At 72.2% G+C, this 17,691-nt stretch carries 17 protein-coding genes; 2 read left to right on the top strand and 15 right to left on the bottom strand.

Annotated elements, in window-relative coordinates:
• Positions 1 to 25: 25 nt before the first annotated feature.
• The 10 genes from pyrF to JOD95_RS01120 all read right to left on the bottom strand — a co-directional run bounded on the left by pyrF (position 26) and on the right by JOD95_RS01120 (position 11,876).
• Complete coding sequence (gene pyrF / locus JOD95_RS01165) at positions 26 to 910, bottom strand: orotidine-5'-phosphate decarboxylase (protein WP_081984888.1); 885 nt, start codon at positions 908 to 910, stop codon at positions 26 to 28.
• Complete coding sequence (carB, locus tag JOD95_RS01160; RefSeq protein ID WP_209682462.1) at positions 907 to 4,185, bottom strand: carbamoyl-phosphate synthase large subunit; 3,279 nt, start codon at positions 4,183 to 4,185, stop codon at positions 907 to 909. Before carB ends, pyrF begins: the two co-directional genes overlap by 4 nt.
• Positions 4,185 to 5,414, bottom strand: coding sequence for a glutamine-hydrolyzing carbamoyl-phosphate synthase small subunit (gene carA, locus JOD95_RS01155; RefSeq protein WP_209682459.1), 1,230 nt, complete (start codon positions 5,412 to 5,414; stop codon positions 4,185 to 4,187). Before carA ends, carB begins: the two co-directional genes overlap by 1 nt.
• The gene (locus JOD95_RS01150; RefSeq protein WP_209682457.1) at positions 5,414 to 5,956 is read right to left on the bottom strand and encodes a hypothetical protein; all 543 of its coding nucleotides are present in this window, start codon (positions 5,954 to 5,956) and stop codon (positions 5,414 to 5,416) included. The genes carA and JOD95_RS01150 overlap by 1 nt, the downstream gene beginning before the upstream one ends.
• 16 nt (positions 5,957 to 5,972) lie before the next feature.
• Positions 5,973 to 7,346, bottom strand: a complete 1,374-nt coding sequence (locus JOD95_RS01145; protein WP_209682454.1) for a dihydroorotase — start codon at positions 7,344 to 7,346, stop codon at positions 5,973 to 5,975.
• Positions 7,343 to 8,305 carry an aspartate carbamoyltransferase catalytic subunit gene (locus JOD95_RS01140; protein ID WP_066654539.1) on the bottom strand — a complete coding sequence of 321 codons (963 nt, stop codon included), beginning with the start codon at positions 8,303 to 8,305 and terminating at the stop codon, positions 7,343 to 7,345. Before JOD95_RS01140 ends, JOD95_RS01145 begins: the two co-directional genes overlap by 4 nt.
• Complete coding sequence (gene pyrR / locus JOD95_RS01135; RefSeq protein ID WP_209682451.1) at positions 8,302 to 8,898, bottom strand: bifunctional pyr operon transcriptional regulator/uracil phosphoribosyltransferase PyrR; 597 nt, start codon at positions 8,896 to 8,898, stop codon at positions 8,302 to 8,304. The genes JOD95_RS01140 and pyrR overlap by 4 nt, the downstream gene beginning before the upstream one ends.
• Positions 8,899 to 8,955: 57 nt before the next feature.
• The gene (gene nusB / locus JOD95_RS01130; RefSeq protein ID WP_209682449.1) at positions 8,956 to 9,441 is read right to left on the bottom strand and encodes a transcription antitermination factor NusB; all 486 of its coding nucleotides are present in this window, start codon (positions 9,439 to 9,441) and stop codon (positions 8,956 to 8,958) included.
• An 11-nt stretch (positions 9,442 to 9,452) separates the two neighbouring features.
• Positions 9,453 to 10,016, bottom strand: coding sequence for an elongation factor P (gene efp, locus JOD95_RS01125; protein WP_058729119.1), 564 nt, complete (start codon positions 10,014 to 10,016; stop codon positions 9,453 to 9,455).
• A 171-nt stretch (positions 10,017 to 10,187) separates the two neighbouring features.
• A complete protein-coding gene (locus tag JOD95_RS01120) occupies positions 10,188 to 11,876 on the bottom strand; it encodes an AarF/ABC1/UbiB kinase family protein (RefSeq protein ID WP_209682446.1) in 1,689 nt (562 codons plus the stop codon).
• 126 nt (positions 11,877 to 12,002) lie between these two features.
• On the opposite strand from JOD95_RS01120, the gene JOD95_RS01115 reads away from it, so the two are divergent.
• The gene (locus tag JOD95_RS01115; RefSeq protein WP_209682443.1) at positions 12,003 to 12,311 is read left to right on the top strand and encodes a hypothetical protein; all 309 of its coding nucleotides are present in this window, start codon (positions 12,003 to 12,005) and stop codon (positions 12,309 to 12,311) included.
• A complete protein-coding gene (locus JOD95_RS01110; protein WP_209682440.1) occupies positions 12,308 to 12,490 on the top strand; it encodes a hypothetical protein in 183 nt (60 codons plus the stop codon). The genes JOD95_RS01115 and JOD95_RS01110 overlap by 4 nt, the downstream gene beginning before the upstream one ends.
• Positions 12,491 to 12,507: 17 nt before the next feature.
• Here the strand turns inward: JOD95_RS01110 and aroB are convergent, their stop codons facing one another.
• From aroB to ruvX, 5 genes are all read right to left on the bottom strand, one after another.
• The gene (gene aroB / locus JOD95_RS01105) at positions 12,508 to 13,605 is read right to left on the bottom strand and encodes a 3-dehydroquinate synthase (protein WP_200884091.1); all 1,098 of its coding nucleotides are present in this window, start codon (positions 13,603 to 13,605) and stop codon (positions 12,508 to 12,510) included.
• Positions 13,602 to 14,288, bottom strand: coding sequence for a shikimate kinase (locus JOD95_RS01100; RefSeq protein WP_307810339.1), 687 nt, complete (start codon positions 14,286 to 14,288; stop codon positions 13,602 to 13,604). Before JOD95_RS01100 ends, aroB begins: the two co-directional genes overlap by 4 nt.
• Positions 14,285 to 15,520 (bottom strand): chorismate synthase, encoded by a 1,236-nt coding sequence (gene aroC / locus JOD95_RS01095; RefSeq protein ID WP_066658306.1) that lies wholly within the window; start codon positions 15,518 to 15,520, stop codon positions 14,285 to 14,287. The genes JOD95_RS01100 and aroC overlap by 4 nt, the downstream gene beginning before the upstream one ends.
• 55 nt (positions 15,521 to 15,575) lie before the next feature.
• Positions 15,576 to 17,156, bottom strand: coding sequence for an endolytic transglycosylase MltG (gene mltG, locus JOD95_RS01090; protein WP_245171055.1), 1,581 nt, complete (start codon positions 17,154 to 17,156; stop codon positions 15,576 to 15,578).
• A gap of 89 nt (positions 17,157 to 17,245) precedes the next feature.
• On the bottom strand, positions 17,246 to 17,689 hold the full coding sequence (ruvX, locus tag JOD95_RS01085) for a Holliday junction resolvase RuvX (RefSeq protein ID WP_066658313.1): 444 nt from the start codon (positions 17,687 to 17,689) through the stop codon (positions 17,246 to 17,248).
• Between the last annotated feature and the right edge of the window lie 2 nt (positions 17,690 to 17,691).

Here is a 17,691-nt window from a genome sequence, read left to right as displayed (position 1 = left end):
GTCTGGTCCGTGGGCGTCTGGTCCGTCACGCGGCGGCCCCGAGTGCGGCGTGGATGCGGTCCACGCGGTCCTGCACCAGCGCGGCGACCCCGTCCGGGCCGTCGGTCAGCAACCCGCGCGACTCGTTCACCAGGACCTGCTCGGCCCGCGCACCGTACCGGGCGCGCAGGTCCTCGATCCGGGCACCCTGGGCACCGAAGCCCGGGGCGAGCACCGGCGCGTTGCCGATGGCGCCCGCGTCGATGCCGAAGTCGTCGAGGTCGAGGGTGGCGCCGAGCACGAGCCCGACGTCCCCGAGCGGCTGCTCGCCGCCGGTCCGGTTGTCGTCTGCCACAGCAAGGACGATACCGGCAGCGACGGACCGTCCGGCACGCGGCCCCTCGGCGAGCACGGCCGTCTGGAGCACGCGCGCCTCCGGATTGCTCGTCGCCGCGAGCACGAAGACGCCCGCACCGTTCCGTCGGGCGACGTCGACCGTGCCGGCGAGGGACCCGTACCCGAGGTACGGCGAGACCGTCATCGCGTCCGCCCGGAACGGCCCGTCGCGGTCGAGCCACGCGAGCGCGTAGTCGTCGCCGGTCGAGCCGATGTCGCCCCGCTTCACGTCGGCGACGACCAGGAGGCCCGCATCGCGTGCCCGACGCAGGGTCGCGTCGAGCGCGCGGTAGCCGGGGACCCCGGCCGCCTCGAAGAAGGCGATCTGCGGCTTCACGATCGCGGCGCGGCCGGCGGCCGCGTCGACCAGGGTCGCGCCGAAGGCGGTGAGGCCCTGCTCGTCGCGGCCGAGCCCCCACGCCGCCAGGGTGGCGGCGTGGGGGTCGATGCCGACGCACAGGGGAGAACGCTCCCCCACGGCGGCGGCGAGGCGGACACCGAAGGAGGCCGGGCCTCCCGTCCGTCCGTCGCTCACCAGGTCGCGCGCTCGAGCGCGTAGTCCTGCAGGCTGCGGGCGCTGAGCGGGGTGCCGATCGTCTCGATCGCGGCGACGGCCGCACCGAGCTGCGCGATCGTCGTGAAGAGCGGCTTGTCCGCGGCGACCGTGGCCGCACGGATCTCGTAGCCGTCCGCACGACCGGCGGCGCCGGAGGGCGTGTTGATGACGATGTCGACCGCGTCGCGGGCGAGCAGGTCGACCACGCTCTCACCGCCCTCGCTGTACTTGCCGACCAGGGTGACCTCGATGCCGTTGCGGCGCAGGACCTCGGCGGTCCCCTCGGTCGCGGTGATCGTGAAGCCGAGCTGCTGCAGGCGGTGCACGGGCAGGACGACCTGGCGCTTGTCGGTGTCCGCGACGCTCACGAAGACCGTGCCGCTCGTCGGCAGGCCGCCGTACGCGGCGTCCTGCGACTTGAGGAACGCCCGCGGGAAGTCGCGGTCGATGCCCATCACCTCGCCCGTGGAGCGCATCTCGGGGCTGAGCACCGAGTCGACGACCTGGCCGTCGTGGGTGCGGAAGCGGCGGAAGGGCAGCACGGCCTCCTTGACGGCGACCGGTGCCTGCGGCGGCACCGAGGAGCCGTCCCGCTCCGGCAGCATCCCCTCGGCGACGAGCGCGTCGATCGAGGTGCCGGTCATCACGCGGGAGGCCGCCTTGGCGAGCGGGATGCCGAGTGCCTTCGACACGAACGGGACCGTGCGGCTGGCGCGCGGGTTCGCCTCGAGGACGTAGAGCACGCCCGCACCGATCGCGAACTGCACGTTCAGCAGGCCCTGCACGCCGATGCCGCGGGCGATCTTCTCGGTGGCCTCGACCACGCCGCGGATCTCCGCCTTGCCGAGTCCGACCGGCGGCAGGGTGCAGGCCGAGTCGCCGGAGTGGATGCCGGCCTCCTCGATGTGCTCCATGATGCCGCCGACGTAGAGCCGCTCGCCGTCGAAGAGCGCGTCGACGTCGATCTCCACCGCGTCGTCGAGGAACCGGTCGACCAGCAGCGGCAGGTCCGGACCGATGATCGCCTGGTCGGCCATCCGGTCGAAGTAGTCCGCCAGGGCGGCCGGGTCGTAGACGATCTCCATGCCGCGTCCGCCGAGCACGAAGGACGGGCGGACGAGGACCGGGTAGCCGATCTCCTCGGCGACCGCGGTCGCGCTCGCGAGGTCGTGGGCTGTGCCGTTCCGCGGTGCGAGCAGCCCGGCCTGCTCGAGGATCGCGGCGAACTGGCCACGCTCCTCGGCGGAGTCGATCGCGCTCGGGGTCGTGCCGAGGATCGGGATGCCGACGGCCTCGAGGGGCTTCGCCAGGCCGAGGGCGGTCTGCCCGCCGAGCTGGACGACGACGCCGACGAGCTCACCGGAGGCCGCCTCGGCCTCGATGACCTCGAGGACGTCCTCGGTGGTGAGCGGCTCGAAGTAGAGCCGGTCCGAGGTGTCGTAGTCGGTGGAGACCGTCTCGGGGTTGCAGTTGATCATGATCGTCTCGTAGCCGGCGTCGCTCAGTGCGAACGAGGCGTGCACGCACGAGTAGTCGAACTCGACGCCCTGACCGATGCGGTTCGGGCCGGAGCCGAGGATGACGACCTTCTTCCGGTCGCTCGGGGCGACCTCGGTCTCGGCGTCGTACGACGAGTAGTGGTACGGCGTGAGGGCCGGGAACTCACCGGCGCAGGTGTCCACCGTCTTGAAGACCGGGCGGATGCCGAGCGCGTGACGGGCGTCGCGCGCCTCCTGCTCGGAGATGCCGCGCAGGGACGCGATCTGGGCGTCGCTGAAGCCGTGCTCCTTCGCCCACCGCAGGGTGTCCGCGTCGAGCGTCTCCGCAGCACGCACCTCGTCGGCGACCTCGTTGATGAGGACGATCTGGTCGATGAACCACGGGTCGATCTTCGTGGCCTCGAACACCTCGTCCGCGGTGGCGCCGGCGACCAGGGCCTGCTGCACGGTCACGATGCGGCCGTCGGTCGGCACCTGGGCCTTCGACAGCAGCGCGTCCTTGTCGAGCTCGGCCGCCGGGGTGTCCCAGTGGAAGCTCGACCCGCGCTTCTCGAGGCTCCGCAGGGACTTCTGCAGCGCCGTTGCGTAGTTGCGGCCGATGGCCATCGCCTCGCCGACGCTCTTCATGGTGGTGGTCAGGGTGGCGTCGGCCGCCGGGAACTTCTCGAACGCGAACCGCGGGGTCTTCACGACCACGTAGTCGAGCGTCGGCTCGAAGCTCGCCGGCGTCACACGGGTGATGTCGTTCTCGATCTCGTCGAGGCGGTACCCGATCGCGAGCTTCGCGGCGATCTTCGCGATCGGGAAGCCGGTCGCCTTCGACGCGAGCGCGGACGAGCGCGACACGCGGGGGTTCATCTCGATGACGATCAGGCGCCCGTTCGACGGGTCCACGGCGAACTGGATGTTGCAGCCGCCGGTGTCGACACCGACGCGACGGATGATGTCGATGCCGATGTTCCGCATGTTCTGGTACTCGCGGTCGGTCAGCGTCAGCGCCGGGGCGACGGTGATCGAGTCGCCCGTGTGCACGCCCACGGGGTCGACGTTCTCGATCGAGCAGATCACGACCGTGTTGTCGAAGTTGTCCCGCATGAGCTCGAGCTCGTACTCCTTCCAGCCGAGGATCGACTCCTCGAGGAGCACCTCGGTGGTCGGGCTCGACTGCAGGCCGTCGCCGACGAAGCGGACGAGCTCCTCCTCGTTGTACGCGAAGCCGGAGCCGAGACCACCCATCGTGAAGGACGGCCGGACGACGAGCGGGTAGCCGAGGTCCTGCGCGAACGCCTTCGCCTCGTCCAGCGTGTGCGCGATGTGGCTGCGGGCGACGTCGGCACCGGACTCGAGCACGAGCTCCTTGAAGAGCTGGCGATCCTCGCCGCGCTGGATGGCGTCGACCTTGGCGCCGATGAGCTCGACGTCGTACTTGTCGAGGATGCCCTCGGAGTCGAGCTTGATCGCCGCGTTGAGCGCCGTCTGCCCGCCGAGCGTCGGCAGGACCGCGTCCGGGCGCTCGATCTTGATGATCTCCTCGAGCGAGGCGCTCGTGATCGGCTCGATGTACGTCGCGTCGGCGAAGTCGGGGTCGGTCATGATCGTCGCCGGGTTCGGGTTGACGAGGATGACCCGGACGCCCTCGGCGCGGAGGACGCGGCACGCCTGGGTGCCGGAGTAGTCGAACTCGGCGGCCTGACCGATGACGATCGGGCCCGAGCCGATGACGAGGACGGAGTTGATGTCTGCGCGCTTCGGCATCAGTTGCTGCTTTCGTTCTGCGCGGCCGACGCGCCGGCGTCGGTCGTCGGGTCGGCTGCGGGGGTCGTGGCGGTGGCGGTCGCCGCGTCGAGCGGCTCCCCGTCGCGTCGCGCACGGACCAGGTCCGCGAACCGGTCGAACAGGTACATGGAGTCGTGCGGGCCGGCCGCCGCCTCGGGGTGGTACTGCACGCTGAACGCGGGCACGTCGAGCGCGCGGAGGCCCTCGACCACGTCGTCGTTCAGGGAGTAGTGCGAGACCTCGACCCGCCCGAACCCGGCCGGCGACTCGAGCACCTCGCCCAGGGGCGCGTCGACCGCGAAGCCGTGGTTCTGGCTCGTGATCTCGACCTTGCCGGTGGCGGTGTCGAGCACGGGCTGGTTGATGCCGCGGTGGCCGAACGGCAGCTTGTACGTGCCGAAGCCGAGCGCGCGACCGAGGAGCTGGTTGCCGAAGCAGATGCCGAAGAACGGGCGGCCGGTCCGCAGGGACTCCTGCAGCAGGGACACCTGCGCGTCGCTCGCGGCGGGGTCACCCGGGCCGTTCGAGTAGAACAGCGCGTCCGGGTCGAGCTGCTGCAGCGCCTCGGACGTGATGTCCTGCGGCACGACGTGCACCTCGAACCCGCGCTCGGCGAGGTAGCGGGTGGTCGAGGCCTTGACACCGAGGTCGAGCACGGCGAGCCGGCCGATCTGCTCGCCGACGGCGGGGACCACGTAGGTCTCCGGGGTCGACACGATCGACGAGAAGCTCGCGCCGGTCATCGCGGCCTGCTCGCGCACGGCCCGGAGCTGCTCCTCGGCGGACAGGTCCGCGTCGGCGCCGCTGAACACGCCGCCCTTCATGGCGCCGGCGTCGCGGATCCGGCGGGTGAGCGCGCGCGTGTCGATCCCGGAGATGCCGACGATGCCGTCGCGCACCAGGTGGTCGTCCAGCGTCGCGTTCGCGCGGTGGTTCGACACGACGCGGCTGGGGTCGCGCACCACGTACCCGGCGACCCAGATGCGACGGGACTCGGGGTCCTCGTCGTTGACACCGGTGTTGCCGATGTGCGGCGCGGTCTGCACCACGATCTGTCCGGCGTAGGACGGGTCGGTCAGCGTCTCCTGGTAGCCGGTCATGCCGGTGGCGAAGACGACCTCTCCCAGGGATCGGCCTCGGGCGCCGTACGCCCGTCCGTCGTAGCGGGTGCCGTCCTCGAGGACCAGTACGGCCCGTTCGCGTGTCATCAGTTCGTCCCTTCGCCCGCGGTGTGCGGGTGTTCGTGCGTCGTCGTCAGTCCCTGCAGGGCGGCGAGTGCTGCTGCGCCGCCCTCCGGGAACCGGAAGTAGGTGTCGAGGTCCGTCGCTGCTGCGGCGCCGGTCGCCGTCCATCGCAGACGGACCAGTCCCCCGGGTTCGACCACGCGGTCGATGGCCGCGGTGGCCCGGTCGGCGCCGCGGACGGCGGTCGCGGCGATCCACCGGTCCTCGGCTCCGGCGTGGTGCAGGACCACGCCGGTGTCGTGCACGGTCACGCCGCCGCGGCCCCGGAACCCGAGACCGCCTGCCATGATCCGCTCGAGCGGCGCGTCGGCGCGGGTCGTCGCGACCGTGAACCCGTCCCACGACCCGACCGCCGGTCCCAGCCCGGTCGGGACCGGGACCGGAGGCACGGCTGCCGTCTGCGCGCGGGTCCGGGTCCGCCAGGTGCGCGCCATCGCGACGAACAGCGCGGCCACCAGGAGCAGGATCGCCGCTCCGGTCAGCCAGCGCAGCGCGTCGCCGCTCACCGTGTCACCGCCCGGCTCACGCGGACGCCGCCTTCGTCGACCGCGCCGACGGGGTCGCGGCTGCGGCCGCGGCGACGGTCTCGGTGTCGACGAGCACGCCGTCGAGCAGCGTCGGGTAGCCGTGGTGGAAGGTCGCGACCACCCTGCCGGGCAGCCGCATGCCGAGGTACGGCGAGTTCTGCGACTGGCCGTGCAGGTCGTCGACCGAGAACTCCCGCACCGCCGCGGGGTCGTACAGCGTCAGCTCGGCGGGGGCACCCTCGGTGATGCGCTGACCGTGCCCCTCGACCTGGCCGATGCGCGCCGGTGCCTCGGACAGCACGCGGGCGACGTCGGCCCAGTCGAGCCGGCCGTCCTCGACCACGGCGGCGTGCACGACGCTCAGCGCGGACTCGAGCCCGACCATGCCGTTCGCCGCGGCCGGCCACTCGCAGCACTTCGCCTCGGCGGTGTGCGGCGCGTGGTCGGTCGCGACGATGTCGATCGTGCCGTCGGCCAGTGCTCCGCGCAGCGCGTCGACGTCCTCGCGGGAGCGCAACGGTGGGTTCACCTTGTACCGGGCGTCGTACCCGGGTGCGCCGTCGATCCCCGCGATGAGGTCCTCGGTCAGGGTCAGGTGGTGCGGTGTGACCTCGGCGGTGACGTCGATGCCGCGGGACTTCGCCCAGCGGATCACCTCGACGCTGCCGGCGGTCGAGACGTGGCAGACGTGCAGCCGTGCGCCCACGTGGTCGGCGAGCAGGACGTCGCGGGCGATGATCGCCTCCTCGGCGACGGCCGGCCACCCGGCGAGCCCGAGCTCCGACGAGAGCCGGCCCTCGTTCATCTGCGCGCCGATCGTCAGCCGGGGCTCCTGCGCGTGCTGTGCGAGCACACCGCCGAAGCCCTTGACGTACTCGAGCGCCCGGCGCATGAGGAGCGGGTCCGACACGCAGGAGCCGTCGTCCGAGAACACCCGGACCCGGGCGCGCGAGGTCGCCATCGCGCCGATCTCGGACAGGTGCGTGCCCTGCAGCCCCTGGGACACCGCGCCGATCGGGCGGACCGTCACGTACCCGGCGTCGTCGCCGAGCGCCTGCACCTGCTCGACCACACCGGCGGTGTCGGCGACCGGCGACGAGTTCGCCATCGCGTTCACCGCGGTGAAGCCGCCGGCTGCCGCGGCCCGCGAGCCGGTCAGGACGGTCTCCGACTCCTCGGAGCCGGGCTCACGGAGGTGCGTGTGGAGGTCCACGAGCCCGGGCAGGGCGAGCAGACCGTCCGCGTCCACGACCGTCGCGCCGACCGTGTCGAGACCGGAGCCGACCGCGGTGATGCGTCGTCCCTCCAGGCGGATGTCGGCACGCGAGCCGTCGACCAGCTGGGCGCCGCGGATGAGGTGGGCGGTCATGCGACGGGCTCCTTCGGTTCGTGCTCGCCGGTCAGGGCGAGGTACAGGACGGCCATGCGGACCGACACGCCGTTGGCGACCTGCTCGACGACGGTCGAGCGCGGGTCGTCGGCGGCGACGCCGGCGATCTCCAGGCCGCGGTTCATCGGGCCCGGGTGCATGATCAGCGTGCGCTCCGAGAGGGCCGCCGCCCGTGCCGCCGTCAGACCGAAGTGCCGCGTGTACTCGCGCGGGTTCGGGAAGAACGCGTCGTTCATCCGCTCCTGCTGGATGCGGAGCAGCATCACGACGTCCGGGTCCTCCCCGAGGGCGGCGTCCAGGTCGTGGTGCACGGCGGCGCCGAACGGACGGTCGACCGCGGGCAGCAGCGTGGGCGGCGCGGCGAAGGTCACCTCGGCACCGAGCGTGCGCAGCAGCCAGGCGTTGCTCCGGGCGACACGGCTGTGCAGGACGTCGCCGACGATCGCCACGCGGACGCCGTCGAGCGCCCGGCCGCGGCTGTCGGTGCCGTGGATCCGTCGGCGCATCGTGAAGGCGTCGAGCAGGGCCTGCGTCGGGTGCTCGTGCGTCCCGTCACCGGCGTTCACGACCGGGACGTCGATCCAGTCGGCCTCGGCGAGGACCCGCGGGGCTCCCGACGCCGGGTGGCGCATGACGATGCCGTCGATGCCCATCGCACCGAGGGTCTGCACGGTGTCCTTCAACGACTCGCCCTTCGAGACGCTGGAGCCCTTCGCCGCGAAGTTGATGACGTCGGCGGAGAGCCGCTTGGCGGCTGCCTCGAACGAGATGCGGGTCCGGGTCGAGTCCTCGAAGAACAGGTTCACGACGGTCTTGCCGCGGAGGGCTGGGAGCTTCCGGACCTCGCGGGTGTTGACCTCGGCCATCTCCTCGGCGACGTCGAGGATCCGGACGGCCTCGGCGCGCGACAGGTCGGCGGTGGAGAGGAGGTGCTTCACGGGGCGACCCCCTGCTCGTGCCGCGTCGTCTCGTGCTGCGTCGGCTCGTGCTGCTCGATGACGACCTCGTCGGTGCCGTCCGTCTCGGTCAGGCGCAGCGTGACCCGCTCGTCGGCGGCCGTCGGCAGGTTCTTGCCGACGTGGTCCGCCCGGATGGGCAGTTCGCGGTGGCCGCGGTCGACGAGCACCGCGAGCCGCACCGCCCGGGGCCGGCCGATGCCCTGCAGGGCGTCGAGCGCTGCCCGCACGGTGCGACCCGAGTAGAGCACGTCGTCGACCAGCACGACGACCTTGCCGTCGATGCCGCTCGTCGGGATCGTCGTGCGGTGCGGCGCACGACCGATGCCGTGGCCGAGGTCGTCCCGGTGCATCGTGACGTCGAGCGTGCCGAGCCGCTGGTCGCGGTCCGCTGCCCACTCGGGTTCGATGTCGGCAAGGACGCGGTCGAGCCGCTCGGCCAGGACGGCACCCCGTGTCGGGATGCCCAGGAGCACGAGGTCCGAGGCGCCGTGGTTGGCCTCGAGGATCTCGTGCGCGATGCGTGTCAGAGCACGCGTGATGTCGGGGTGTTGCAGGACCGTTCTGGTGCCCACGCCGACCTCCTTCCCCGCCTCACCGGACGGACTTAAAGGATGCTGACGTGGACAACCCTACTCGGACTCCTGGTCCCCCGCGACAGTCCGACCGGACGGTACGGCGGCCTCGTCGGCGCTCCGACCGGACGGTGCACGGCCGCCCGCGACGGCGCCGAGGACGCCGTTCACGAAGCCGGCCGAGTCCTCCGTCGAGAGCGACTGCGCGAGCTCGACCGCCTCGGCGATCGCGACCGCGTCCGGGACCTCCGGGTTGTACCGGAGCTCCCAGACGCCCATCCGGAGGATGCAGCGGTCGAGGACGGGCATGCGGGCGACGGACCACCCCTGCGCGTGCTCGACGATCACCTTGTCGATCGCAGCGCGGTCGTCGTCGATGCCGGTGACGATCTGCCGGGCGTAGTCCCAGCTCGAGGCGCGCTCGGGCTGGTCGAGGTGCCGGACCGTCTCGGTCGCCAGGACGTCCGCGATCGGGAGCTCACGCACCTCGGCGACGTAGAGCATGTCGAGGGCGCGCTTGCGGGCCTTCGAACGAGCACTCATGTGGTCGGCGCCTAGTTGTTGACGCGGCCGAGGAAGCTGCCGTCGCGCGTGTCGATCTTCACGGTGGTGCCGTTCTCGAGGTACAGCGGCACCTGGATGCGGTGACCGGTCGCGATGATGGTCGCGTCCTTCGTGCCACCGGAGGAACGGTCGCCCTGCAGGCCCGGCTCGGTCTCGACCTCGGTGACGATCGACGTCGGGAGCTCGATGTACAGCGGGTTGCCCTCGTTCATCGCGATGGTGACCATGGCGGACTCGAGCAGGTAGTTCTTGGCGTCGCCGACGACGGTCTCCGACACGGGGACCTGGTCGTACGTGTCGGTGTCCATGAAGACGTAGGACTCGCCGTCCTGGTACAGGTACTGGTAGTCGCGGCGGTCCACGGTCGCGGTGTCGATCTTCGCGCCGGCGTTGAACGTGCGGTCGACGACCTTGCCCGAGACGACGTTCTTGAGCTTGGTGCGGACGAAGGCGCCGCCCTTGCCCGGCTTCACGTGCTGGAACTCGACGACCGACCAGAGCTGCCCGTCGATGATGAGAACGGCGCCGTTCTTGATGTCAGTGGTACTCGCCATGGGTCTTCCGTTCGATGGTGTTGTGAAGGTCTCCCGGACGTGCGTCCGGTCCCGGCGACGGCGGGGTGTGCCCGCGCCGACGCCCCGTCGAGTGTAGCGGACGGGCACGGACCGGCCGGGGCGGGGCGCAGTGCGGGCGGCGGCGCGGCTGCCCGGCCGACCACCCGTGGGTCACCGCCGGCGTCGAGCCCGCCACGCGTCGATCGCGGCCCACACCAGCAGCACCACGGCAGTACCGCCCAGGATCCCGCCCGCGGCACCGGTGGAGAGCACAGCCGTCGGCCGCGCCGGCGAGGCGAGGTACACGATCGCCAGCACGCCGGCACCCGCTCCGAGCAGGACGAGCAGGACGCGCCGGACCAGACCGGAGACCACCTCGCGGTCCCGCCGGTCCGAGAACAGCCGGATGTTCACCGCGAACCTGCCGGTCTCGAGCGCCTCGGTGATCCGGTCGACCCGTCGGGGCAGCTTGCGCGCGGCCGACACCACGCCGAAGAGCTCACGGACCGCGAGGTCCCGGACCGCTCGCGGTCGGAGCTGGTCGCGGATCTGCCGCCTCGCCAGGTCGCGGGACTCCTCGAGCAGGTCGAACGACGGCGCGAGGCTGCGCAGGGTCCCCTCGAAGATCGCCAGCGCGCGGGCCGCGGCGACGAAGTCCGGCGGCGGCTTGAGCCGGTAGCGCCCGAACACGGCGACGGCGTCGTCCACCGTCTCGACGCCGATCCGCGCACCGGGCCCGAGCTCGTCCGCGACGAACGCGGCGATGTCCCGGCGGAAGTCCGGCTCGTCCTCGACGTCACGCACCGGGGCCATGCGCATCACCGCGTCCGCGATCCGCTCGGTGTCGTCCTGGATGTACCCGGCGAGCAGGTCCTGCACGGTGCTCCGCAGGCCCGGGTCGAGCCGGCCGACGGACCCGAAGTCGATCAGGGCCGGGCGGCCGTCGGGCAGCAGCACGACGTTGCCCGGGTGCAGGTCAGCGTGGTAGATCCCGTCGAAGACGATCTGCCGGAGGAAGGCGTCGAGGACGGCCCGCATCGGGGCGTCGAGGTCCTGACCGCCCCCGGCGGCCCGGACCACGCTGAGCGTCTCGCCCTCGAGGAACTCCATCACCATCACCCGACGCCCGGAGAGGTCGCGGTACGGCTCGGGGTAGGCGACCGCGTCCGGTCGGGCGCTCCGCGCCTGCGCCGCACGCAGTGCGGTGAGGTTCCGCATCTCCGACGTGAAGTCCACCTGCCGCACGAGGTCGTCGGCGTACTGCTGCGCGACGTCCGCGACGCCGACCTGTCGTGCCTCGGTGCTCGTCCGGGCCAGGAACCTGACGACCCGCAGCGCGATGTCGACGTCGCGCCGGACCGCGGCGTCGATCCCGGGTCGCTGGACCTTCACGGCGACGACGGTGCCGTCACGGAGGGTGGCCCGGTGCACCTGCGCGATGGACGCAGCGGCGACCGGTTCGGTGTCGAAGGACGCGAACACCTCGTCGACGGGCGCGCCCAGCTCCTCCTCGAGGAGCGCCGCGACCTCGACCGCGTCGGCGGGGCGGACGCTGCGCTGCAGGTGCGCGAGCCCCTCGGTCCACTCGTCCGGCAGCAGGTCGTCGCGCGTCGACAGGAGCTGTCCCATCTTCACGAACCCGCCGCCCGCCTCCTCGAGGGCGCGACGCAGGTGCTCGGCCTGCCGCCGCCGCAGGTCCGACGTCCCCGGGTCGCGTGAGAAGTCGAGCCGTCGGAACGGCACCAGTTCGTGGCGCCGGGCGATCGACAGGAGTTCGGCGAAGCGTCGGGCACGGGTACGCATGCTGCCGACGGCGGCGTCCTGCTGGCCGAGGTCGCTCAGGCGGGGCGGGGTGGGCACCGCACCAGTCTGCTCCCCGGGCCTGCGGGCCTGCCCCGTTCCTGCACAGCCGGGAGGCACGGTTCACCGCCCACAGGTCGGCTGACCGGACGCGTCAGGTCAGGTCCACTGCACGACCCTCGTGGCATGGACACTGCACGCACCACCGCCGCGATCGCTGCGACGGCGTCGATCGCCGCTGCCGTCGTCAGCTGGTTCGGCGCGTTCCAGGCGCGACGCACCGCGGTACGCCACCACGCCTGGGAACGGTTCACATGGGCGCTCGAGCAGCGTCCCGGTGACCGTGCACACGACATCTCAATCGCTGTGCTCCGGCACCTCGCGACCGTAGCGTGGTGGTCGAAGGCCGACCGCCGGCTGGCGCACCGGGCACTGCGCCGACAGTCGCAGAGCGGCTACCGAGCAAGCACACCCACAGGAGAGGACCTCGGATGATGCGGATCTTCAAGCCACTCCCCGACGCGCTCGACCCTGACCGCGACGACGACGAGTACTGGGCGTGGGAGAACGGCGCCACACTCGACGAGTTCCGCGAATGGGAGCGAACCGGTGTGCTCACCCTCTCCATGCGGCTCAGGTGGTGGTGGCGTCGGACTCGTCCGACGCTCCGCTGATCTGGCGGGCGGACCCGCTAGACGCCGACCTCCTGGTACGCGGTGAACAGCAGGTGGTCCTCCGGACCCTCGAGGGTGGCGGGCTTGCCGACCCCGTCGAGGATGATGAAGCGCAGCATGCCCGCTCGTGCCTTCTTGTCGCGCCGCATCGTCGCGAGCAGGCCCTCCCAGCGACCGAGGCCGTAGGTCGTCGGCAGCTCCAGCGACTCGAGGATCGAGCGGTGCCGGTCGACGGTGGCGTCGTCCAGGTGGCCCGTCAACCGGGCGAGCTCCGCGGCGAACACCATGCCGACGGACACCGCCGCGCCGTGTCGCCACTGGTAGCGCTCGGCGTGCTCGATCGCGTGCCCGAGGGTGTGCCCGTAGTTGAGGATCTCCCGTCGACCCTGCTCGGTGAAGTCCTCCGACACCACTTCGGCCTTCAGCGCGATCGCGAGCTCGACCACGCGGCGGAACTCGGGCGTCGTCGGGTCGGTGACGCGGGCGACGTCGGCCTCGATGACGTCCAGGATCTCAGGGACGGCGATGAAGCCGGCCTTCACGATCTCGGCGAACCCGGTGAGCACGTCGTTCCTCGGCAGCGTCCGGACGAGGTCGAGGTCGGCGACCACCGCGCGCGGGTGGTGGAACGCCCCGACCAGGTTCTTGCCCTCGTTGGTGTTGATGCCGGTCTTGCCGCCGACGCTCGCGTCGACCAGCCCGAGCACGCTCGTCGGCATCGCCAGGAACGGCACCCCGCGCAGCCACGTCGCCGCGACGAACCCGGCGAGGTCGGTGACGGCTCCCCCGCCGAGCCCGATGACGGCGTCGGTCCGGGTGAAGTCCGCCTGTCCCATGACCTGCCAGCAGAACGCGGCGACCTCGACGCGCTTGGCGGCCTCGGCGTCCGGGACCTCGGCGATCAGTGCGTCGAGACCGGCTTCGACGAGGACGGCACGCAGCTCGTTCGCCCGCGCTCCCAGGGTCGGTGCGTGCACGATGAGCACCTTCGCAACGCGGGGTCCGAGCAGCGACGGGACCGAGCCGGACAGGTCGTTGCCGACCACGACGAGGGACCCGCCCTCGCCGCCGACCCGGATCTCGGTGGTGCCCTCGGGCAGGTTCGACGCGGTCACGGTGTCCCTCCGGTGGTGTGCTCCTGGTCGGAGCCGATGTGCTCCTCAGCGGAGTCGGTGCGCTCCTCGGCGGAGTCGGTGCGCTCCTCGGCGGAGCCGGTGCGCTCCTCGCCGGAGCCGGTGCGCTCCTCGCCGGAGCCGGTCTGCTGCTCGGTCACCCACGCGACGACGTCCCGGACGACGTGCGACATCGGGCGGCGCGACGTGTCGAACGTCGCGTGTGCGAGCTCGGCGTAGGTCGCCGCCCGCTCGTCGGCGATGGTCTGCCACGCGTCGATCCCGCCCTGCGCGAGGAGCGGCCGGTCGGTCCCCGCGATCCGGGCTGCGACGGCCTCGGGTGACACGGTGAGCAGCACGACCCGGGCGCCACGCAACGCAGCACGGGTGTCCGGGTGCGTCACGGCTCCCCCACCGACGGAGACCACACCGCCGGTCGCGACGGCTGCGCGCACGGCTTCGGCCTCGAGCGCGCGGAACGCCGGCTCACCGCGGTCGGCGAAGATCCCCGGGATCGGGCCGTGCTCCCGCGCGATCACGCGATCGGTGTCCGTGAACGGCACGCCCAGGGCCTTGGCGACGCGCTTGCCGACGCTCGACTTGCCGGCCCCCATCGGCCCGATCACGACGACCGGCGCACCGGTGCCCGCGAGACCGCCGGTGGTCGACGCGTCGGCGCCGCTCACCGGACGGTCGTGGGCTCGGCCGCGCGCGACTCAGCGCCGTCCGTCCGGCGGGTGCGCAGGGTCTCCGGCAGGGCCGCCAGGTACGCGTCGAGGTTGCGCTTCGTCTCGGTCAGGCTGTCGCCGCCGAACTTCTCGAGCACGGCATCGGCGAGCACGAGCGCGACCATGGCCTCGGCGACGACGCCCGAGGCCGGTACCGCGCAGACGTCGCTCCGCTGGTGGTGGGCGGCCGCGTCCTCGCCGGTGGCGACGTCGATGGTGTGCAGGGCGTGCGGCACGGTCGCGATGGGCTTCATGCCCGCGCGGACACGGAGCACCGTCCCGGTGGACATGCCGCCCTCGGTCCCGCCGGCGCGGTCGCTCGTCCGGACGATCTCGCCGTCCTCGCGGTACAGCTCGTCGTGCGCCTCGGACCCACGGCGTCCCGCGGTGGCGAACCCGTCGCCGACCTCGACGCCCTTGATCGCCTGGATGCCCATGATCGCCGCGGCGAGTCGTGCGTCGAGACGACGGTCCCAGTGCACGTGGGAGCCGAGCCCCGGCGGGACGCCGTAGAACAGGACCTCGACGACCCCGCCGAGGGTGTCGCCGTCCTTCTTCGCCGCCTCGACCTCGGTGACCATCCGCGCGGAGGTCTCCGGGTCGGCACAGCGGAGCTGGTCCTCGTCCAGGCGGTCGACGTCGTCGGGCAGGGGCAGCGGCGTGCCGTCGGGCACGCGGACGGTGCCGACCTGCAGGGTGTGCGCGATCGAGCGGATGCCGAGCTCGGCCAGGAAGGACTTCGCGACCGCGCCGAGGGCGACCCGCGCCGCCGTCTCGCGAGCGGACGCGCGTTCGAGGATCGGTCGGGCCTCGTCGAACCCGTACTTCTGCATGCCGACCAGGTCGGCGTGTCCGGGACGCGGTCGGGTCAGGGGCGCGCTGCGACCACGGGACATCTCGGTCGACTCGACCGGCTCGGGGCTCATGACCTCGACCCACTTGGGCCACTCGGTGTTGCCGATGCGGATGGCGATCGGGCTGCCGAGCGAGTACCCGTGGCGGACGCCGCCCGAGACGTGGAGCTCGTCCTGCTCGAACTTCATCCGCGACCCGCGCCCGTAGCCGAGCTTCCGACGCGCGAGGTCGGCGCGGATGGACTCGAACGACACCGGGACGCCCGCGGGCAGGCCCTCGAGCATCGCGATGAGTTCGGGTCCGTGGGACTCACCAGCGGTCAACCAACGAAGCATGTCGACCATCCTCCCACAGGGTCCGGTCGTGCGACGCGACCGGACCGCCGCGCGCCTACTGGTACTCGGGGTGTGCGCGGAGCCAGGCCTGGAACTGCTTCACGGCCACCTGGTGCTCCGCGTACGTGTCCGAGAAGACGGTCTCACCCGTGTCGAGGTCGACCGTCACGAAGTAGAGCCACTTCCCGTCGGCCATGTTCGTGACGGCCTTGATGGCCAGGTCGCCGGGGTTCGAGATCGGTGCCGGGGGCAGACCCTTGTGCACGTAGGTGTTGTACGCGTTGCCCGCGTCCGCTCGCTCCTCGTCGGTCGTGGTCACCTTGTGCGTGTTGCCCGTCCCGTAGGCGACGGTCGCGTCCGACTGCAGCGCCATGTCGATGTCGAGCCGGTTCTGGAACACCCGCGCGACCTTCGGGTAGTCGGCAGCCAGGCCGGCCTCCTTCTGCACGAGCGAGGCGAAGACGACGACCCGCTCCTGGTCGCCCTCGGCCACGCCGGCGGCGGCCAGGTGCTCCTTCATCGTGTCGACCATCGACTGGAAGTACTGCTTCGCGGTCCACCCGGGGTTGATCGGGTACGTCGCCGGGAAGAGCCATCCCTCGAGCGTCGTCACGCCGGACGGGAGCCCGTACGCCTGCACGTCCTTCGCCGCTGCACTGACCTCGGCCTCGGTCAGCCCCGCCTTCGAGACCATCCCCGCCTCGATGTCCTGCAGCGCGGTCCCCTCGGGGATCACGATCGAGGCCTGGACGCGGTTGTCGGAGTCCTTGAGTGCGTCGAGCGCGGCCTTCGAGCTCATCTCCTTCTTGAGCTCGTACGAGCCCGGCTGGAACGAGACGTCCGGTGAGGTCAACAGCAGCTTGTAGAACACCTTCGAGCTCTTCACGACACCGCTGCGCTGCAGGGTCTTCGCGACGTCCTCGCCGATGTCGCCCTGCTTGATGGTCACGGTGACCTTGCTCGTCCCGTCGCCGGTGTAGTCGTCGGGCTCACTGGACCCGCCGATCGCACTGAGCACCTGCTGCACCTTGGGTGCGGCGAAGGCGTACGCGCCGACGCCGCCGCCCAGGACGAGGGCGACGATCACGATGCCCGCCACGAGCGGGCCACGTCGCCGCTTCGGCCGCGGTTCGCGTGGCGGCCGGGAGGCTCCCCCGCCTCCGGCACCACGCCCACGTCCGCCTCCGGTACCGCCGGTTCCCCGGTCGGCTCCGGCAGGCCCGCCCGCGGCGGCAGCGGAACCGTCGACGACGCCCGCGTCACGCGTGGCCCGGCCCGGGCCGGCCTCGGCCCGCGCCGCACGCACCGCCTGCGCATCGGGCGCCCGGAGCTCCCCGGTCAGGAGTGCTCGGACGTCCGGGTGGAGCTCGTCGTCCGACCGCGCGACCGGGGCGTCCGCCGGCGATGCCGGTCGCGTCGCCGCCGTCGAGGGCTGCGACGCCGGGTCCTGGTCCGCCGGACGACGACCGTCGGTGTCCTCCGCCGGCGCCCGCCGCGCCCGCTCGGACTCGGCTGCACGCGCCTCACGACGGGACATCGGTCGGTCGGGCTCGGCGTCGGGGTCGGTGGGGCGACGTCGCCGCCCTGCGTCGTCACCGGGCGCGATGATCGCGTCCCAGTCCAGGTCGTCTGCCAAGGGATCCTCGGTCTCTCGGGTCGGGGGCTCCACCTGGGCCCCGTCGGTCCGGGAACGACGGTCTCCCGACCCGTCCCGGGGCCGGTCGGTCAGGGGAGCGTTGCGCCGGGAGCGGCGCTGGACGCACGCTCGTGGTCGAGCGCGTGTTGCAGGATGATAACAGCGGCCGCTTGGTCGATCACGGCGCGGGACTTCTTGGTGTTCTTCCCGGCCTGGTGCAGACCGCGCTGCGCCGTCACCGTCGAGAGCCGTTCGTCGACCAGCCGTACGGTCCGGTGCTCGGCCAGCCGCTCCGCGAAGCCCCTGGCATCGGCGGTCGACGGGGTGTCGTCACCCGACATCGAGAGCGGCAGCCCCACGACGATCTCGAGCACGTCGTACTCGTCGGCCAGTTCGACGATCCGGCGCACGTCGGTCGCCTGGGCCCGGGGCACCGTCTCGACCGGGGTGGCCAGCAGGCCGTCGCGGTCGCAGACCGCGACGCCGATGCGGGCCTTGCCGACGTCGACGCCGAGCCGGCGGCCCGGACGCACCG

It is taken from the genome of Curtobacterium sp. 1310 (genome assembly GCF_017834105.1).
Classification (GTDB): Bacteria; Actinomycetota; Actinomycetes; order Actinomycetales; family Microbacteriaceae; genus Curtobacterium.
Note: the sequence above shows the minus strand (reverse complement) of the source record. Positions and strands in the feature narration are given on the sequence as shown.

Coding starts and splice junctions, on each gene's coding strand:
- JOD95_RS01115 (WP_209682443.1), top strand. CDS start 12,003: ATGGACACTGCACGCACCACCGCCGCGATCGCTGCGACGGCGTCGATC.
- JOD95_RS01145 (WP_209682454.1), bottom strand. CDS start 7,346: ATGACCGCCCACCTCATCCGCGGCGCCCAGCTGGTCGACGGCTCGCGT.
- aroC (WP_066658306.1), bottom strand. CDS start 15,520: ATGCTTCGTTGGTTGACCGCTGGTGAGTCCCACGGACCCGAACTCATC.
- JOD95_RS01110 (WP_209682440.1), top strand. CDS start 12,308: ATGATGCGGATCTTCAAGCCACTCCCCGACGCGCTCGACCCTGACCGC.
- nusB (WP_209682449.1), bottom strand. CDS start 9,441: ATGAGTGCTCGTTCGAAGGCCCGCAAGCGCGCCCTCGACATGCTCTAC.
- carB (WP_209682462.1), bottom strand. CDS start 4,185: ATGCCGAAGCGCGCAGACATCAACTCCGTCCTCGTCATCGGCTCGGGC.
- efp (WP_058729119.1), bottom strand. CDS start 10,016: ATGGCGAGTACCACTGACATCAAGAACGGCGCCGTTCTCATCATCGAC.
- carA (WP_209682459.1), bottom strand. CDS start 5,414: ATGACACGCGAACGGGCCGTACTGGTCCTCGAGGACGGCACCCGCTAC.